Source organism: Paraburkholderia sp. HP33-1, assembly GCF_021390595.1.
Lineage (GTDB): Bacteria > Pseudomonadota > Gammaproteobacteria > Burkholderiales > Burkholderiaceae > Paraburkholderia.
On record NZ_JAJEJR010000001.1, the window covers coordinates 1,011,408 to 1,026,707 of the forward strand.

Annotated in this window: 11 protein-coding genes; 5 read left to right on the forward strand and 6 right to left on the reverse strand. The window is 65.3% G+C overall.

Translation table 11 applies throughout. The annotated features are described in order from the left end of the window. Window positions 1-95 precede the first annotated feature (95 nt). Window positions 96-3,662 carry a DNA polymerase III subunit alpha gene (dnaE, locus tag L0U81_RS04605; protein WP_233800396.1) on the forward strand — a complete coding sequence of 1,189 codons (3,567 nt, stop codon included), beginning with the start codon at window positions 96-98 and terminating at the stop codon, window positions 3,660-3,662. Between the two features lie 52 nt (window positions 3,663-3,714). On the opposite strand, the gene L0U81_RS04610 is transcribed toward dnaE, so the two are convergent. Continuing rightward, the gene (locus L0U81_RS04610) at window positions 3,715-4,476 is read right to left on the reverse strand and encodes a glycosyltransferase family 2 protein (protein WP_233800397.1); all 762 of its coding nucleotides are present in this window, start codon (window positions 4,474-4,476) and stop codon (window positions 3,715-3,717) included. A 222-nt stretch (window positions 4,477-4,698) separates the two neighbouring features. Between L0U81_RS04610 and msbA the strand changes: the two genes are divergently transcribed. Further along, a complete protein-coding gene (gene msbA, locus L0U81_RS04615) occupies window positions 4,699-6,495 on the forward strand; it encodes a lipid A export permease/ATP-binding protein MsbA (RefSeq protein WP_233800398.1) in 1,797 nt (598 codons plus the stop codon). A gap of 131 nt (window positions 6,496-6,626) precedes the next feature. Here the strand turns inward: msbA and L0U81_RS04620 are convergent, their stop codons facing one another. Next, window positions 6,627-7,652, reverse strand: coding sequence for a glycosyltransferase family 2 protein (locus L0U81_RS04620; RefSeq protein WP_233800399.1), 1,026 nt, complete (start codon window positions 7,650-7,652; stop codon window positions 6,627-6,629). Between the two features lie 181 nt (window positions 7,653-7,833). Here L0U81_RS04620 and L0U81_RS04625 point away from each other — a divergent pair, with 181 nt between their 5' ends. Continuing rightward, window positions 7,834-8,928, forward strand: coding sequence for a glycosyltransferase family 4 protein (locus tag L0U81_RS04625; RefSeq protein WP_233800400.1), 1,095 nt, complete (start codon window positions 7,834-7,836; stop codon window positions 8,926-8,928). A 42-nt stretch (window positions 8,929-8,970) separates the two neighbouring features. Here L0U81_RS04625 and L0U81_RS04630 read toward each other — a convergent pair whose 3' ends face one another. Then, window positions 8,971-10,266 (reverse strand): O-antigen ligase family protein, encoded by a 1,296-nt coding sequence (locus L0U81_RS04630; RefSeq protein ID WP_233800401.1) that lies wholly within the window; start codon window positions 10,264-10,266, stop codon window positions 8,971-8,973. 286 nt (window positions 10,267-10,552) lie between these two features. Between L0U81_RS04630 and L0U81_RS04635 the strand changes: the two genes are divergently transcribed. After that, window positions 10,553-11,398, forward strand: coding sequence for a glycosyltransferase family 2 protein (locus L0U81_RS04635; protein WP_233800402.1), 846 nt, complete (start codon window positions 10,553-10,555; stop codon window positions 11,396-11,398). Window positions 11,399-11,426: 28 nt separating this feature from the next. Here L0U81_RS04635 and L0U81_RS04640 read toward each other — a convergent pair whose 3' ends face one another. Then, a complete protein-coding gene (locus L0U81_RS04640) occupies window positions 11,427-11,753 on the reverse strand; it encodes a hypothetical protein (RefSeq protein WP_233800403.1) in 327 nt (108 codons plus the stop codon). A gap of 108 nt (window positions 11,754-11,861) precedes the next feature. On the opposite strand from L0U81_RS04640, the gene L0U81_RS04645 reads away from it, so the two are divergent. Further along, window positions 11,862-12,794 carry a recombination-associated protein RdgC gene (locus tag L0U81_RS04645; RefSeq protein WP_233800404.1) on the forward strand — a complete coding sequence of 311 codons (933 nt, stop codon included), beginning with the start codon at window positions 11,862-11,864 and terminating at the stop codon, window positions 12,792-12,794. A 3-nt stretch (window positions 12,795-12,797) separates the two neighbouring features. Here L0U81_RS04645 and L0U81_RS04650 read toward each other — a convergent pair whose 3' ends face one another. Both L0U81_RS04650 and L0U81_RS04655 read right to left on the reverse strand, forming a co-directional pair. Continuing rightward, on the reverse strand, window positions 12,798-13,562 hold the full coding sequence (locus tag L0U81_RS04650; RefSeq protein WP_233800405.1) for a FecR family protein: 765 nt from the start codon (window positions 13,560-13,562) through the stop codon (window positions 12,798-12,800). Between the two features lie 523 nt (window positions 13,563-14,085). After that, window positions 14,086-15,294, reverse strand: coding sequence for an MFS transporter (locus L0U81_RS04655; protein WP_233800406.1), 1,209 nt, complete (start codon window positions 15,292-15,294; stop codon window positions 14,086-14,088). Window positions 15,295-15,300 lie beyond the last annotated feature (6 nt).

Sequence of the window (15,300 nt, forward strand, 5' to 3'; positions counted from 1 at the left end):
TTGCGCTAGCGCAAACAGTGCTCTTGCCGAACGCGCCCTGGCCGGATGGCCAACGCCCCGTATTGACCTGAAATCTGCGGAAGGGTGGGGTTACAATGTCGCCCATGTCAGATCCCCGCTTCGTTCATCTCCGCGTTCACTCCGAATTCTCGATTGCCGACGGCATCGTGCGTCTCGACGACATCGTCGCGGCGGCGGCCAAAGACGGTCAGGGTGCGCTCGCGCTCACCGATCTCGGCAATGCGTTCGGCCTCGTCCGTTTCTACAAGGAAGCGCGTGGCAAAGGGGTGAAACCCATTGCCGGCTGCGACGTCTGGATCACCAATCCGGACGACCGCGACAAGCCTTCCCGTCTGCTGTTGCTGGTCAAGGACCGGCGCGGTTACCTGAACCTCTGCGAATTGCTCAGCAAGGCGTCGCTAACGAACCAATATCGCGGCCGGGCCGAAGTCGAAGCCGGCTGGCTCGAATCCGGGCTGGGCGAAGGGCTGCTCGCGATCTCGGGCGCGCAGCAAGGCGATATCGGTCTCGCGCTGGCGGCCGGTAACGAAGAGGCCGCAAAGCGCAACGCGCGGCATTGGGCGAAGGTGTTTCCGGGCGGCTTCTATATCGAGCTGCAGCGCTGCGGCCAGCCGGGCGGCGAGCAATACGTGCAGCAGGCTGTCGCGCTCGCGGCATCGCTGAAACTGCCGGTCGTCGCCACGCACCCCATGCAGTTCATGACGCCGGACGACTTCACCGCGCACGAAGCGCGCGTGTGTATTTCCGAAGGCGACATTCTCGCGAATCCGCGTCGTCAGAAACGCTTTACGGCCGAGCAGTATTTCCGTTCGCAACAGGAGATGGCCGAACTGTTCGCGGACATCCCGTCGGCGCTCGCGAACACGGTGCAGATCGCCAAGCGCTGCAATCTGACGCTCGAACTCGGCAAGCCGAAGCTGCCGCTCTTTCCGACGCCCGACGGCATGTCGCTCGACGACTACCTCGTGCAGCTGTCGAAAGAGGGCCTCGAAAAGCGGCTCGAACAGCTGTATCCGGACGAGGCCGAGCGCGACGCACAGCGCGCGACGTACTACCAGCGCCTCGAATTCGAGTGCGGCACGATCATCAAGATGGGCTTTCCGGGCTACTTCCTGATCGTTGCGGACTTCATCAACTGGGCGAAGAACAACGGCGTACCGGTCGGTCCGGGCCGGGGGTCGGGCGCGGGTTCGCTGGTCGCCTATGCGCTCGGCGTGACCGATCTCGATCCGCTGCGCTACAACCTGCTGTTCGAGCGTTTCCTGAATCCGGAGCGGGTATCGATGCCCGACTTCGATATCGACTTCTGCCAGCACGGCCGCGATCGCGTGATCCAGTACGTGAAGGAAAAGTACGGTGCGAACGCGGTGTCACAGATCGCGACGTTCGGCACGATGGCCGCGAAGGCGGCGGTGCGCGACATCGGCCGCGTGCTCGATCTCGGCTACATGTTCACGGACGGTATCGCGAAGCTGATCCCGTTCAAGCCGGGCAAGCACGTGACGATCGCCGACGCGATGAAGGAAGAGCCGCTCCTGCAGGAGCGCTTCGACAACGAAGACGAAGTGCACCAGCTGCTCGAACTCGCGCAGCGCGTGGAGGGCTTGACGCGTAACGTCGGCATGCACGCCGGCGGCGTGCTGATCGCGCCCGGCAAGCTGACCGATTTCTGCCCGCTCTATACGCAGGGCGACGAAAGCGGCGTCGTCAGCCAGTACGACAAGGACGACGTCGAAGCCGTCGGCCTCGTGAAGTTCGACTTTCTGGGCCTGACCACGCTGACCATTCTGGATTGGGCCGAGCGCTACATCCGCCGCCTCGATCCGTCGAAGCAGGACTGGTCGTTGGGCCAGGTGCCGCTCGACGACCCGGCGTCGTTCTCGATCCTGAAGAAAGCGAACACGGTCGCCGTGTTCCAGCTGGAAAGCCGCGGCATGCAGGGCATGCTGAAGGACGCGCAGCCCGACCGCTTCGAGGACATCATCGCGCTCGTCGCGTTGTACCGTCCGGGTCCGATGGACCTGATCCCGAGCTTCTGCGCGCGTAAGCACGGCCGCGAAGTGGTGGAGTATCCCGACCCGCGTGTGGAGCCTGTTCTGAAAGAGACCTACGGCATCATGGTCTACCAGGAGCAGGTGATGCAGATGGCGCAGATCATCGGCGGCTACTCGCTCGGTGGCGCCGACCTGCTGCGTCGCGCGATGGGTAAGAAGAAGGCCGAGGAAATGGCCGAGCATCGCGAGATCTTCGCTGAAGGTGCGGCGAAGAACGGTCTCACGCGCGAGAAGTCCGACGAAATCTTCGACCTGATGGAGAAGTTCGCGGGCTACGGCTTCAACAAGTCGCATGCGGCCGCCTATGCGCTGCTCGCGTACTACACCGCGTGGCTGAAGGCGCATCATCCGGCCGAATTCATGGCGGCCAATATGTCGCTTGCGATGGACGACACGGACAAGGTCAAGATCCTGTTCGAAGACTGCCTCGCAAACAGGATGGCCGTGCTGCCGCCGGACGTGAACCTGTCCGCGTATCGATTCGAGCCGGTCGCCGAAGCCGACGGCAAGCGCTCGCGCACGATCCGCTATGGTCTCGGCGCGATCAAGGGCAGCGGCCAGAACGCGATCGAAGAAATCCTGCGCGCGCGCGAAGAGGGTCGCTTCATCGACATCTTCGATTTCTGCAACCGCGTCGATCGTCGCATCGTCAATCGACGCACGATCGAGGCGCTGATTCGCGCCGGCGCGTTCGACACGCTGCATCCGAACCGCGCGCAACTGATCGCGTCCGTCTCGCTTGCGATGGAAGCGGCCGAGCAGGCGGCGGCCAATGCGCTGCAGGCGGGTCTGTTCGACATGGGAGACGCGCCGTCCCAGGGCCACGAACTCGTCGACGAACCCGAGTGGCCGGAAAAGCGCAAGCTGCAGGAAGAGAAGGCCGCGCTCGGCTTCTACCTGTCGGGCCACCTGTTCGATGCATACAAGGACGAAGTGCGCCGCTTCGTGCGGCAGAAGATCGGTGAACTGAAGGAAGGGCGCGACAAGCTGGTCGCGGGCGTGATCGTGTCGCTGCGCACGCAGATGACCCAGCGCGGCAAGATGCTGATCGCGCTGCTGGACGACGGCACCGGCCAGTGCGAAGTGACGGTCTTCAACGAGGTCTTCGAGGAGCACAAGCAACTGTTCAAGGAAGACGAACTGCTGGTCGTGCAGGGCCAGGCACGTAACGACGCATTCACGGGCGGCATCCGCTTCACCGTCGAAACGGTGATGGATCTCGGCCGCGCGCGCTGCCGTTACGCGGACTCGGTCAAGGTGCAGATGAACGGCAAGGCGGACGCGCAGGCGTTACGCCGTGTGCTCGAAGCGCACACCGCGGGCAAGGACGAGCCGGCCGCGGCGGCCGCACCGGCGGCCGCGTCGCGCGGCAATAGCGGCGCACGGGGCGGCTTCGGCGGCGAGGGCGGCCGTCAGCGTCAGGCGGTGCAGATTCCGAACGGGCTTGCGGTGCAGGTCGTTTATCGCAGCGAGAACGCACAAGGCGAAATGCGTCTCGGCGATGCATGGCGCGTGAAGCCGACCGACGAACTGCTCGCCGCGCTGCGCGGCGAGTTGGCGGGAAGCTCGATCGAGATCGTGTATTGAGCGATGCCGATGGCGTGGTGGGCCGGTGCCGCGTGTACCGGCTAACCTTGGCTTACCGCCCGCCCGTTTTTTCCAGATGTGCCAGCTTCAGAAACCGGTAGTAGACCGTCTCCGCGTTGAACAGCGCGATCATCAGCCCGGCGCGGCCGTCCAGAAATCCGCGTCGCAGCAGATAAGTCCGCACGAATGCCCACAAGCCGCGCCCGAGCGCGAGGCGAATACTGCCTTTCTGTCCGGCCTCGTAGCGCTGCCGCGCACCGGCTGTCGAATACGCATCGAGCTTGCGCAGCACGCTCTCGTAGTCCTCGTACGAGTAGTGCATCAGCTTGCCGGTCAGGCGTTGCGCGGGCGTGTCGAACACGAGTCGCTCGTGCACGAGGTCGTCGGAGAAGCGCGCGGTGCCGCGTTTGAACAGGCGCGGAATCCAGTCCGGATACCAGCCGCTGTGATGAATCCAGTGGCCGCAGAAACTCGACAGACGGTCCACCGCGTAGACGTCGGCGGCGGGTGCGACGAGCGTCGCGCGAATCGATGCGGCCAGCTCCGGCGTGACTATTTCGTCGGCGTCGAGCGACAGGATCCAGCTTGTTGTCAGCGCATCGACCGCGCGGTTCTTTTGCGGGCCGAAGCCCGGCCAGTCGGTCTGTTCGATGACGCGAGCGCCGTGCGCGCGGGCGATGTCGGCGGTGCCGTCGGTGCTGCCGCCGTCGATCACGACGATCTGATCGGCAAAGGCCACGGCCTGCAGGCATTCGGCTAGCCGCGCCGCGGCGTTCCGGGTGATGATGGCAACGCCAAGAGAGATTTCTTGCATACCTGAGTTGCGTGGAGGACGAAGTGACGGAGCGGGCCGCGACCCGGCCATCGAGCAGCGAGTATACACACCCCATCCGGCCCCACACCACAGCGCCGATCCGCCAGGTGTTCCGAGCGCCGGCCGTCATCTTCAACCGATTACAATGCTCTTTTTTGATATTCCACGCGGCGGCCCAATCGTGCGCCGCGTGCTCGCTGTTCCGCATTTCCAGAGGATTCCTTGAGCGCGAAGCAAACGTTAAGCAAACCCATGGGTACAGGCGGCGATGCGTCGTCGCCGTCCGTCGTCCTGCGGCGCCTGTGGCCTTTCATCAAGCCGTTGCTCTGGGTTGTGGTGGGCGCGATCGTCGCGATGGCGGTGAGCGCCGGCACCGACGCCGCCATTCCCGCGCTGCTCAAGCCGCTGCTCGACAAGGGCTTCGGCTCGCATGCGGTCGACAAGACCAAGTGGCTCGTACCGATTGCGGTGATCGGCCTCGCGCTGATTCGCGGCATTGCGCAATACGCGTCCGGCTATCTGCTCGCGTACGTGTCGAACAAGATCCTGCTCGAGCTGCGCCTGAAGATGTTCGACCGCATGATCCACACGAGCGTCGCGTTCTTCCAGCGCGAAACCGCGAGCACGGTGATCAACGCGATCGTCTTCGAGGTCAACCAGATCCTCAACGTGCTGCTGAGCGTGATGGTCACCCTTGTGCGCGATTCGTTGACGGTGATCTTCCTGCTTGGCTATCTGTTCTATCTGAACTGGCGCCTGACGCTGATCGTCGCGGTGCTGCTGCCGGGCATCGGCTGGCTGGTCGGGAAGATCAACCGCCGCCTGCGGCGCCTGAACCGCGAGCACCAGCTGCTGACCAACGAGCTCTCGTACATCGTCGAGGAGACGGTGGGCGGCTACAAGGTCGTCAAGGTGCATAACGGCGAGCAGTACGAGATGGACCGCTTCGGCGCGATGAGCCGGCGTCTGCGCGGCTACGCGATGCGCATGACGGTGTCCGGCGGCCTCGCACAGCCGTTGACGCAGTTCCTCGCGTCGATCGCGCTCGCGGTCGTGATCACGATCGCGGTGGTGCAGTCGTCGTCGGATCAGACGACGGTCGGCGGCTTCGTCGCGTTCGTCACGTCGATGCTGCTGATCATCTCGCCGCTCAAGCATTTGATGGACGTGAACCAGCCGTTGCAGCGCGGCATGACAGCCGCCGAGCTGATCTTCGGCCTGATCGACGAGCCGGCCGAGCCGAAGGGTGGCGGCAAGCCGCTCGCTCGCGCGCGCGGCGAGGTCGAGTTCCGCGACGTGTCCTTCAACTACAGCACGAATTCCACGCACAACCGTCACACGCTCGACCAGGTGTCGTTCAAGGTCGCGCCGGGCGAGATGGTCGCGCTCGCGGGTCCGTCGGGCAGCGGCAAGACCACGCTCGTGAACCTGCTGCCGCGCTTCTTCGATCCGACCGGCGGCGCGATTCTGGTCGACGGCGTCGCGCTGCCCGAATACGACCTGCACGCGCTGCGCAGCCAGATCGCGATGGTGAGCCAGGACGTCGTGCTGTTCAACGACACGATCGCGCACAACGTCGCGTACGGGCAGGAGGTCAATGCGGAGAAGGTCAAGGCCGCACTGCGCGCGGCGAACCTGTGGGACACCGTGCAGGCGATGCCGCAGGGCATCGAGACGCTCGTCGGCGACAACGGCATGATGCTCTCGGGCGGCCAGCGCCAGCGTCTCGCGATCGCGCGCGCGATCTACAAGGACGCGCCGATCCTGATTCTCGACGAAGCGACGTCGGCGCTCGATTCCGAGTCCGAGCGCCATGTGCAGTCGGCGCTCGAAACGCTGATGAAGGGCCGCACGACGCTCGTGATCGCGCACCGGCTCTCGACGATCGAGCGCGCCGACCGCATCCTCGTGATGGAGGCGGGGCGGATCGTCGAGCGCGGCAGCCATCGCGAGCTGCTCGAGCACGGCGGCTTGTACGCGCATCTGCATCGAATCCAGTTCCAGCAAAGCGAGGCTTGATCGGGCGCACGGCGAAAGGGGGCACTAGCGCGTTTGCCGCCGCCCCCGCGACTGGATTCGCCGTGCCTAGCAGTCACCGATCAGATGCACGAACTGCGACGCGTCACTGAACACGGCCAGGCGCGCTGTCTTCAGGACTTTCTGCCGCGCACGACCCGCTTGATCCAGAGGCCCGGCGCATAGACCGCCGGACAGCTCGAATACATCAACATCCGAATCCGCAACCCAAGCTTCACGTCGGCGCTGCGCGTCACCAGCCCGATGCGTTCGCCGAGGCTGCCCGCTTCGAACATCGCGTGGATGAACTGCTCGCGCGCAAGCTTCGGCGCCATGGCCGCGCGCATGCGTTCGCCGATGCCGGCGGTCTCCGCGTCGCGCTGGAGCTGCGCGAGCTCCGCGAGTCCGTAGCGATTGCTCTGCCGCATCCGCGCGATCAGCTCATCGACCGACTGGTAGCGGCGCTTGCGCGATAGCCCGCCGCGCCGGTAGCGCACCAGCGGCTCGCGCAGACTGATCGCGCCGCCCGACAGGATCGCGCGCAGCACCATGATCTGATCCTCGGCCGCGGCACCGGGCAGCATCGGCCCGAAGCGCTCGATCAGGCGTCGCGACCACGTGTGCGCCGCGCCGATCAGCCAGGGACGCTCGGCAAGCCAGTCGTCGAAGCTGCGGTAGCGATCGAGCTCGGTCGGGCTCACACGCTCGTGCACGTGACCCGCTTCGTCCATGTCGGCGAGATCGCTCGCGATCAGGTCGGGGCGCCGCCCGTGCGCGAGCCAGCAGTCGACAACGCGCGCGCAGCGCTCGGGCGCCGACATGTCGTCGCCGGCGGCGACGAACAGCAGTTCGCCGTGCGCGAGCTGCGCGAGTTGCGACAGGTGCGCGCTGATGCCCTGGTTCTCGGTGTTGCGTCGCGCGATCACGCGATGCGGCCCGCTGTAGCCGGCGAGCGCCGCGTCGATTGCGGCGGAGGTGGCGTCGCTGGACGCGTCGTCGGAGATGATGATTTCGAGCGGCTCGTAGGTTTGCGCGAGCGCGCTGCGCACGGCGTCGCCGATCTGCTGGGCCTGGTTGTAGGCGATCACGAGCATCGAGACGAGCGGGCGGGCGCTGTCGTCGGTTGGGGCGGTTGGGGCGGGCGGCAGGCTATCGGTCATGGAGTCGGGACGAAGGCGATTGGCCTAGATTCTAGCCGCTGACAGCCGCGCCGCGCGACGCACGCGACAAACGAGGGCGCCCCGACCTGAGCTCTGCGAAACCCATCCTTTACAATTGCCGCTGCCCCGAAACTGCGCACCCGCGGCCTCACCCGCGCGTGCGCCTCACCGAGACCGACCCTTGTCAGAGCCGACCCGCGACCCGAACCGCCGTCCCCTCATCGACATCGCGCTGACCGCCCAGGCGCTGAAGAACAGCGGCGGCGCCGAGCGCTATACGCGCGACGTGATCGCCGGCCTGCATCGCATGGGTGTGCGCCCGACCTTGTTCGCGCGCGAGATCGACCGCGCGCTGCCGGAGGCCGCGTGGATCGACGCGCAGCCGCTCAACGTGCGCTGGGCGCCGCGCAAGCTGCGCAACCTCGCGTTCGATTGGCGTCTGAAGCAGCGTTTGAAGCGGCATCGCCCGGCGTGCGTGTTCTCGATCAATCACTCGACGCATGCCGACGTCGCTTTGTGCGGCGGCACGCATCCGGGCTCGCTCGAAGCCGCGGGCCGCGCGCCGCGGCGAAGCGACGAGTGGCAGATCGAACTCGAGCGGCGCGTGTACACGCGGGCGCACGGGATCGTCGCGCATTCGCAGTTGATGAGCCGCGAGTTGCAGCGTTTCTATGACGTGCCGGCCGCACGCATCGACGTGCTCTATCCACCGGTCGACACCGAACGCTTCAAGCCGCTCGACGACGCCGCGCGCGCGGCCGTGCGCCGCCAGCTTGGCGTGCCCGACGATCGCGTGATGTTCGTGTTCTCGTCGACGAGTCACGAGCGCAAGGGCTATCCGTTGCTCGAAGCGTTTTTTTCGCGCACGACGCTGCCGGTCTGCCTCGTCGTGGCGGGCCGCCCGGTGCCGAAGACCGGCGATACGATCCGTTACGCGGGCTACAGCAAGGAGATCGAGAAGCTGTTCGCGGCCGCCGATTTCACGGTCGTCGCGTCGGCGTACGAGCCGTTCGGGCTCGTCGGCGTCGAGTCGGTGATGTGCGGCACGCCGCTCGTGATCGCCGACAACGTCGGCTCGGCGGAGACCGTGACAGGTGCGGCGAAGATCGGATTCTCGCGGCAGTCGGAGGGCAGTTTCGAGCGCGCGATCGAGCAGGCGGTCGAGCGCGCGAAGATCGGCGCTGCGCGGATAGCTGCGCCGCGCGCTAGCCTCGTGTACGACCCGGGCGTCGACGCGCACGTCGCGGCGCTCTACGAGGTGTTCACGCGAGCATGAGGGCGGCGGCCCGTGTTCGGGTTGCCGCTTCTTCCTGCACGATCAATCGCGCGACTGCGTCTCGCGCACTAGTGCCGCCGGCATGGCTCGCGCTTCGCTTTGCAACTCGCGTTTGCGCGCATCGATGACCGCCAGCAGCGTCGTCACCAGCGAGGCGAGCAACACCGTCACCATGTTCGGCACCAGCACGTCGATCGTGAGCCCGAAGATCACCGTGCTCGTCGCGACCGCGAGACCCGAGTACGACGCGGCGCGAATCGCCGGATCGGTGGCATGCCGGTCTCGCCAGAAATACACCGTGATCCCGTAGTAGAACAGCAACAGGCAGATCACGCCGACTGCGCCCATCTCGGCGAGCGTCGAGAAAAAGTCGCTATGCGCGCGCTCGTTGACGATCTCGGCCTTCACTTCGCCGCGCTTCGCCATCGCGCCGAGCTCGTCGACCAGATGGCCCTTGCCTATGCCCCATACCGGATGCCGCTCGAACATCATCCGCGACGCGTCCCACAGTTCCAGGCGCAGGCCGGTGGCCGTGAAGTCCTCGCCCCTGTGCATCATCGACACGTCGTTCGGCACCTCGGCAAGGCGCTTCTGCACCCGTCCGGTCGACAGCAACCCGCCCGCCGCGATCACGATCGCGAACGTCGCGATCAAGAGGCGCTTCTTGTGTGTGAACCAGTGGTACTGCATGCCGAGCAGCACGACGAACACCGGGACTGCGAGCCAGCCGCCGCGCGAGCCCGACAGAAACGATCCATAGCCGCCCGCCACCAGCGCGAGGACGCGCGGCACCAGCACGCGCCAGTCGCGCGGATTGTCCCAGCCAAGCGTGAACACCGCCAGGAACCCGAGCAGCAGCGAGGTATCGCCGAACGGAATCGCGTTCGTGTACGAGTTGTTCAGGCGGTTCGCGTCGGTCCAGCCGCCGGGCGGCTGATTGATGATCGCCCACGCGGCGACCGCAAGCGCACCGGCCGCACAGCCCCAGCCGATCATGCGCAGATTGCGTGACGGCAATTGCCGCAGCAGCAGGAACACCAGCAGCGCGAGCACGAAGCGCGACACCGAGTCGAACTCGCGTGGCAGCCAGTAGCCGAGCACCAGTTGCTGCGCGCCGATCCCGACGACGAAGGCGAGCATGCCGATCGTGAACCAGCGGTAGGTGCGCAGGGCGGAGAAATAGCCCGGCATGCGCCGGTTGGCGATGGCCGCGCCGAGCGCGAGCGCGACGAGTGCGAAAAAGCAGTAGCCGGTGCCGCCGCGCCACATCAGATTGACCGCGGGCGCGAGAAACAGCAGAGCCGTCGTGAGCCAGACCAGACTGGATGCAAAAATCATAGGTCTACGTTATCGATGAACACACTACCGTTCCGGTGGTGAAATTGCAGGGGGGCCGGACCATTTGAATCCTTCCAAGACGGTAGAGCGATCCGGATTATAACCATGTGTTTCCTTGCGAAATGCTTGCTGCCGCACGCGCCAGGGTGCCACGGGGCTCCGGCATGCGCTGGGGCGCACGGGCGGCGTCTGTCGTGCGAGCAGGCGGGGGCGGTACAATCGCGCGACATTCATGGCCGGTGCGCGGCGCAGACCGCGCCCGTGCCCAGCTCAACGGACCGACCCGATGTTCTCAATCATCATCCCGACCTGGAACAACCTGCCTTATCTGCGCCTCGTGATCAAAAGCCTGCGGCGTCATTCGACGCATCAGCACCAGATCATCGTGCACGTGAACGACGGCTCGGACGGCACGCTCGCGTGGGTGCGCGACGAAGGCATCGAGCACACGGCGTCGCCCGGCAATATCGGCATCTGCCACGCGGTCAACATCGCGGCGGCGCGCGCGACGCAGGACTACATCGTCTACATGAACGATGACATGTACTGCTGCCCCGGCTGGGACGACGCGCTCGTCAAGCGTCTTGCGCAGATGCCGGCCGACAACCTGTTCATGCTGTCGGGCACGATGATCGAGCCGGTCGATTCGGGCAATCCGTGCGTGGTCGTGCGCGACTTCGGCCGTGACGCGCAGGTGTTTCGCGCCGACGAGCTGGTCTCCGCCGCGCCCGGGCTCGTGCGCGCCGACTGGCGCGGCGCGACCTGGCCGCCGACGCTCGTGCATCGCGACTGGTGGTTCAAGGTGGGTGGCTACAGCAGCGAGCTGAGCCCCGGCATGAGCAGCGACAACGATTTCTCGATGAAGCTGTGGGACGCGGGCTGCCGCGTGTTCGTCGGCGCCGGCGACAGTCTCGTCTACCACTTCCAGCAGAAGAGCACCGGCAAGGTGGTCAAGAACGACGGGCGCCGGCAGTTCCTCAACAAATGGGGAATGACGCAGGCGACCTTCGATCGCTATTACCTGCGCCGCGGCACCGCCGTTGACGGTGCACTCGCGGTGAGCGAGCCGGAGCGCACCGGCCGGCTGCGCCGTGCGCTGCTGAAGTCGCGCATCAAACGCGCGTTGGGCTGACGGGGCTCGCGTCGACGCGCGGCGCGTGTCAAACGCCGCCCGTCACGAGCGGCAGCACGGTCAGATCCGGATGCGTGCCGTCGATGATGCTGCGTCCCACGTGCACCGCTTCGTATACCGCGTCGTCGAGGCTCGCGAAGCTCTCCTCGCCGTCGGCGTGAAACGTCACCGCATGGCCGGGAAGATGGGGATTGGCGCCCGGATGGCAGACGTAGCCGAGATACGTGTAGCGGATGTTTGGCGCGGCCGCATAGGCGGCATGCGCCGCGTCGGGCGGGTCCTTTTCGACCGGTGACACGTGGATCTCGAAGCCTTCGTATTGCACCGTCTGCCAGCCTGCGGTTTCGTCGGCCATGACCGCCTCCGTCTGGGTCTGTCCTGTCAGAAAGTCTAGGTGATTTGCCGCCAAAACGCGCGGGTGGGCGGATAAAATGCTGCGCTTTGCCCCAATCCGACTTCCCTCATGTGGTTCAAAAACCTTCAGCTACACCGTCTGCCCGCTCCGTGGTCCGTCACCCCTGAACAGATGCAGAAGTGGCTCGCGCCGTACGCGTTCGCGCCCGGCCAGAGCGTCGAGATGCAGGCCCAAGGCTGGGCGCCGCCGCGCGATGGCGACTCGCTCGTCTACGCGATGAATGGCCAGATGCTGCTGACGTTTCGCGCCGAGAAGAAGCTGCTGCCGGCGTCGGTCGTCACCCAGGTCACGCGCGAGCGCGCGGCCGAGCTCGAGGAGCAGCAGGGCTTCAAGCCGGGCCGCAAGCAGATGCGCGAACTGAAGGAGCAGGTCACTGACGAGCTGCGTCCGCGCGCGTTCAGCATCCGCCGCGACACGCGCGTGTGGATCGATTGCACCAATGGCTGGCTCGTGATCGACGCGGCGTCGCAGGCGGTCGCCGACGATGTGCGCGGACTGCTCGTCAAGTCGATCGACCAGTTGCCGCTGATGACGGTGCGCGTCGCGCAGTCGCCGGTCGCGGCGATGACCGGCTGGTTGCTCGACGGCGACGCGCCGGCCGGCTTCACGCTCGATCAGGACACCGAGCTGCGTTCGCCCGCCGAGGGCAACGCGACGGTGCGCTATGTCGGACACACTCTGGATACCGAGGATATGCGCCGGCACATCGAGGCGGGCAAGCAATGCATGCGGCTCGCGATGACGTGGAACGATCGCGTGTCGTTCGTGCTCACGCCGTCGTTGACGATCAAGCGCATCGCGGCGCTCGACGTGCTCAAGGAAGCGAGCGACCCAACCGCGCAGAACGACGACGAGCGCTTCGATTCCGACGTCGCGCTGATGACCGCCGAGCTCGATCGCATGCTGCGCGATCTGATCGATGCGTTGGGCGGCGAGCAGGCGGAACAAGGGTTCGCATTGCCGCAGGCCGCGGCGGCTTGAGCGTCAGATTCTCGCGCTGTCGAGCGCTTCGACGACGGTCCAGTAAGGCGTGATCGAGCGCAGGCGGATCGGGTAGGTCCGCTGCAGCAGCGCGAGCGTCGCGTGGGTATCGGTGAGCTGATAGATGCCCGACACGCGCAGATCGGCGATATCGTCGGCATAGCGCAACACGCCGTGGTGATAGCGCGCAAGTTCGTCGACGAGGTCCGCGATACGCGTGTCGTTCGTGTAGAGCAGCCCACGCGTCCACATCGCCTCGCGTTGGTCGAGCGCTTGCGGCGCCGCGACGCCTTCGCGCGCGAACGTGCACGATTGACCCTGCGTCAGCATCAGCGCCGCACCCGATGCCGGCGTCACCAGCGCGTCGCCGCGAAACGCGGCCACGTGTGTGAAACCATCCTGTTGCCGCACGCTGAACTGCGCGCCACGCGCTTCGACGACGCCTTCCACGGTCTGCACGAGCAAAGGCGCATGAGTCATCCGGGTGCTTTGTGTGCCGTGAGCGTCGTTAGCGGGTCGCACCATGATTTCGCCATTGAGCAGATGGATGCGCCGCGCATTCGCCTCGAACGCGACGTTGATCGCGCTCGCGCTGCCCAGCGTGATCTGGGAGCCGTCAGTGAGCAACTCGTCGTGCACCTCACCGGTCGCGGTGTGGAAGTCGGCGCTCCACGTCTGCCAAGGCAGGCGGCTCGCGACCCAGCCCGCGGGCGCGGCGATCGCGAGCCACGACAGCGTCTTCAGCGCGCGTCGCCGTCCCTTCGACATTCCGTATTCGACAGGCGAAGCATTCTGGTTGAATGCGCGGTACTCCGATCGCATTTGACAGTTTTGATTTAACAAATGAATTTAACCAGCTTGGTCTGTTGAATTAATTATTTTGGATAAAAATCCGGATCTGATTTCATATCGAGTTTATGCAATGCGCTTATGCGAAGCGAAGCGGCGCCTTTTGCCGATTTCCGTGTTAGGGGAACGGTCGAGTTCACCAGTCTGGTGCGTCCGCTCAGTCGCTTCAGAGCAGTCAGACGCATTGTCACCGATGCAAAATTATTACGCTACGCGTATGCCTTTTCTTTTTAACGAATATCCGACCTGAAATACGGCTAATTGCACCGCAAGGGTGCACAGTCTTTTAATCGGAAATTGCAGTGCGCTGCCGCACCTTCGATGCAGACGAAAAAACGACAGCCGTATCAACGGTTTGCGAATTTTTCCGGGAAGTTATGCACAGATTTGCCAACAAAAACTGTGGGTAACTTTGCGCGCTTCGTTAGGTAGCGAAACGCCGTCACTCTTCAAGCGCCCACGCGCGCTTGCGGCGCAGCAGCGCCGAGCCGATCGATACCGCCGCGCCGATGCCGCCCATCGTCAGCGACAGCGCGACGATCAGCGGGCCGGTTTGCGTGCGCGCGGAAAACACACCGACGAGCAGGCCGGCGAGCGGCTGCGTCAGATTGTTGAGCAGGATCGCTACGCCGATCGTCTTGCCGTAGTCCTCGGGTGGAATGATCTGCAAACGCGCGCTGCGGATGTAGACGTTGAACATCTTGTCGAAGCCGACGATCAACAGGAAGCCGAGCGCATAGCCCCACGGCGACGCGCTCGCGCCCGCGATCACGCCGCCCGCGCAGATCGTCACGAACGCGACGAGACCGAGCACGCGCGCGGGCCAGCCGGCTCGCGCGACCGTCAGCAGCACCAGCACCGTGGCGATCGCGCCAGCCGTTTGCAGACCCGCGTAGTAGCGGTTCGATTGCGCATGCAAGCCCGTCACCATCGCCGCCGATGTCGCGAGCGTCACGCCAATCACGAGGTTTTCCGCGGCCGCGAGCATGATGACCTTCTTCAGCCCCGGCAGCGTCCACACGTGATTGAGCGCGATGCACAGCGGCCTCGTCCAGTGCGTGACGGGCGCCGGCGACTGCGAGGGTGTGCGAAAGCCGCTCAGTCGCTGCCAGACGAACAGCGCGGCGTCGGCGCAGAGAAACAGCACGCCGGTCGCGGCGACTACCCATTCCCAGTGCCACACACCGAGCATCAGCGCGGCGAGCATCGGTCCGAGCACGAATCCAAGCTGGTCGGCCAGTTGCGAATACGCAAGCACCTTCTGGATCTGCTGCGTGCTGAAGATCTGCGGCAGCATCACCTCACGCGCGACGAGCCCCTGGCTCGTCAGCACACCGCACGCGGCCGACAGCGCGATCAGCCAGCCGATGCCGCCGAACAGCGCATACGCGGCGATGCCGCCGAAGCATGCAAGCGCGCGCACCGCCTGGCTCAGTCGCATCAGACGCAGCGGCGCGAAGCGGTCGCATAGTGCGCCGAAGAACGGGAACACGAGGTAGCGCGGCAACGTTTCGATGAAGAACGCGAGACCGGACCACGAGACCTGGCGCGTCGTTTGAAACACGACGAGTGGCACCAGAAAGAGCAGGATCTGATCGGCGAGACGCGCGATGAACAGCGAGCAGAAGAAGGCCTGATGGTTGACGCGCACCGTTGT

Coding starts and splice junctions, on each gene's coding strand:
- L0U81_RS04620 (WP_233800399.1), bottom strand. CDS start 7,652: ATGACCGATAGCCTGCCGCCCGCCCCAACCGCCCCAACCGACGACAGC.
- dnaE (WP_233800396.1), top strand. CDS start 96: ATGTCGCCCATGTCAGATCCCCGCTTCGTTCATCTCCGCGTTCACTCC.
- L0U81_RS04610 (WP_233800397.1), bottom strand. CDS start 4,476: ATGCAAGAAATCTCTCTTGGCGTTGCCATCATCACCCGGAACGCCGCG.
- L0U81_RS04640 (WP_233800403.1), bottom strand. CDS start 11,753: ATGGCCGACGAAACCGCAGGCTGGCAGACGGTGCAATACGAAGGCTTC.
- L0U81_RS04635 (WP_233800402.1), top strand. CDS start 10,553: ATGTTCTCAATCATCATCCCGACCTGGAACAACCTGCCTTATCTGCGC.
- L0U81_RS04645 (WP_233800404.1), top strand. CDS start 11,862: ATGTGGTTCAAAAACCTTCAGCTACACCGTCTGCCCGCTCCGTGGTCC.
- L0U81_RS04650 (WP_233800405.1), bottom strand. CDS start 13,562: ATGTCGAAGGGACGGCGACGCGCGCTGAAGACGCTGTCGTGGCTCGCG.
- L0U81_RS04630 (WP_233800401.1), bottom strand. CDS start 10,266: ATGATTTTTGCATCCAGTCTGGTCTGGCTCACGACGGCTCTGCTGTTT.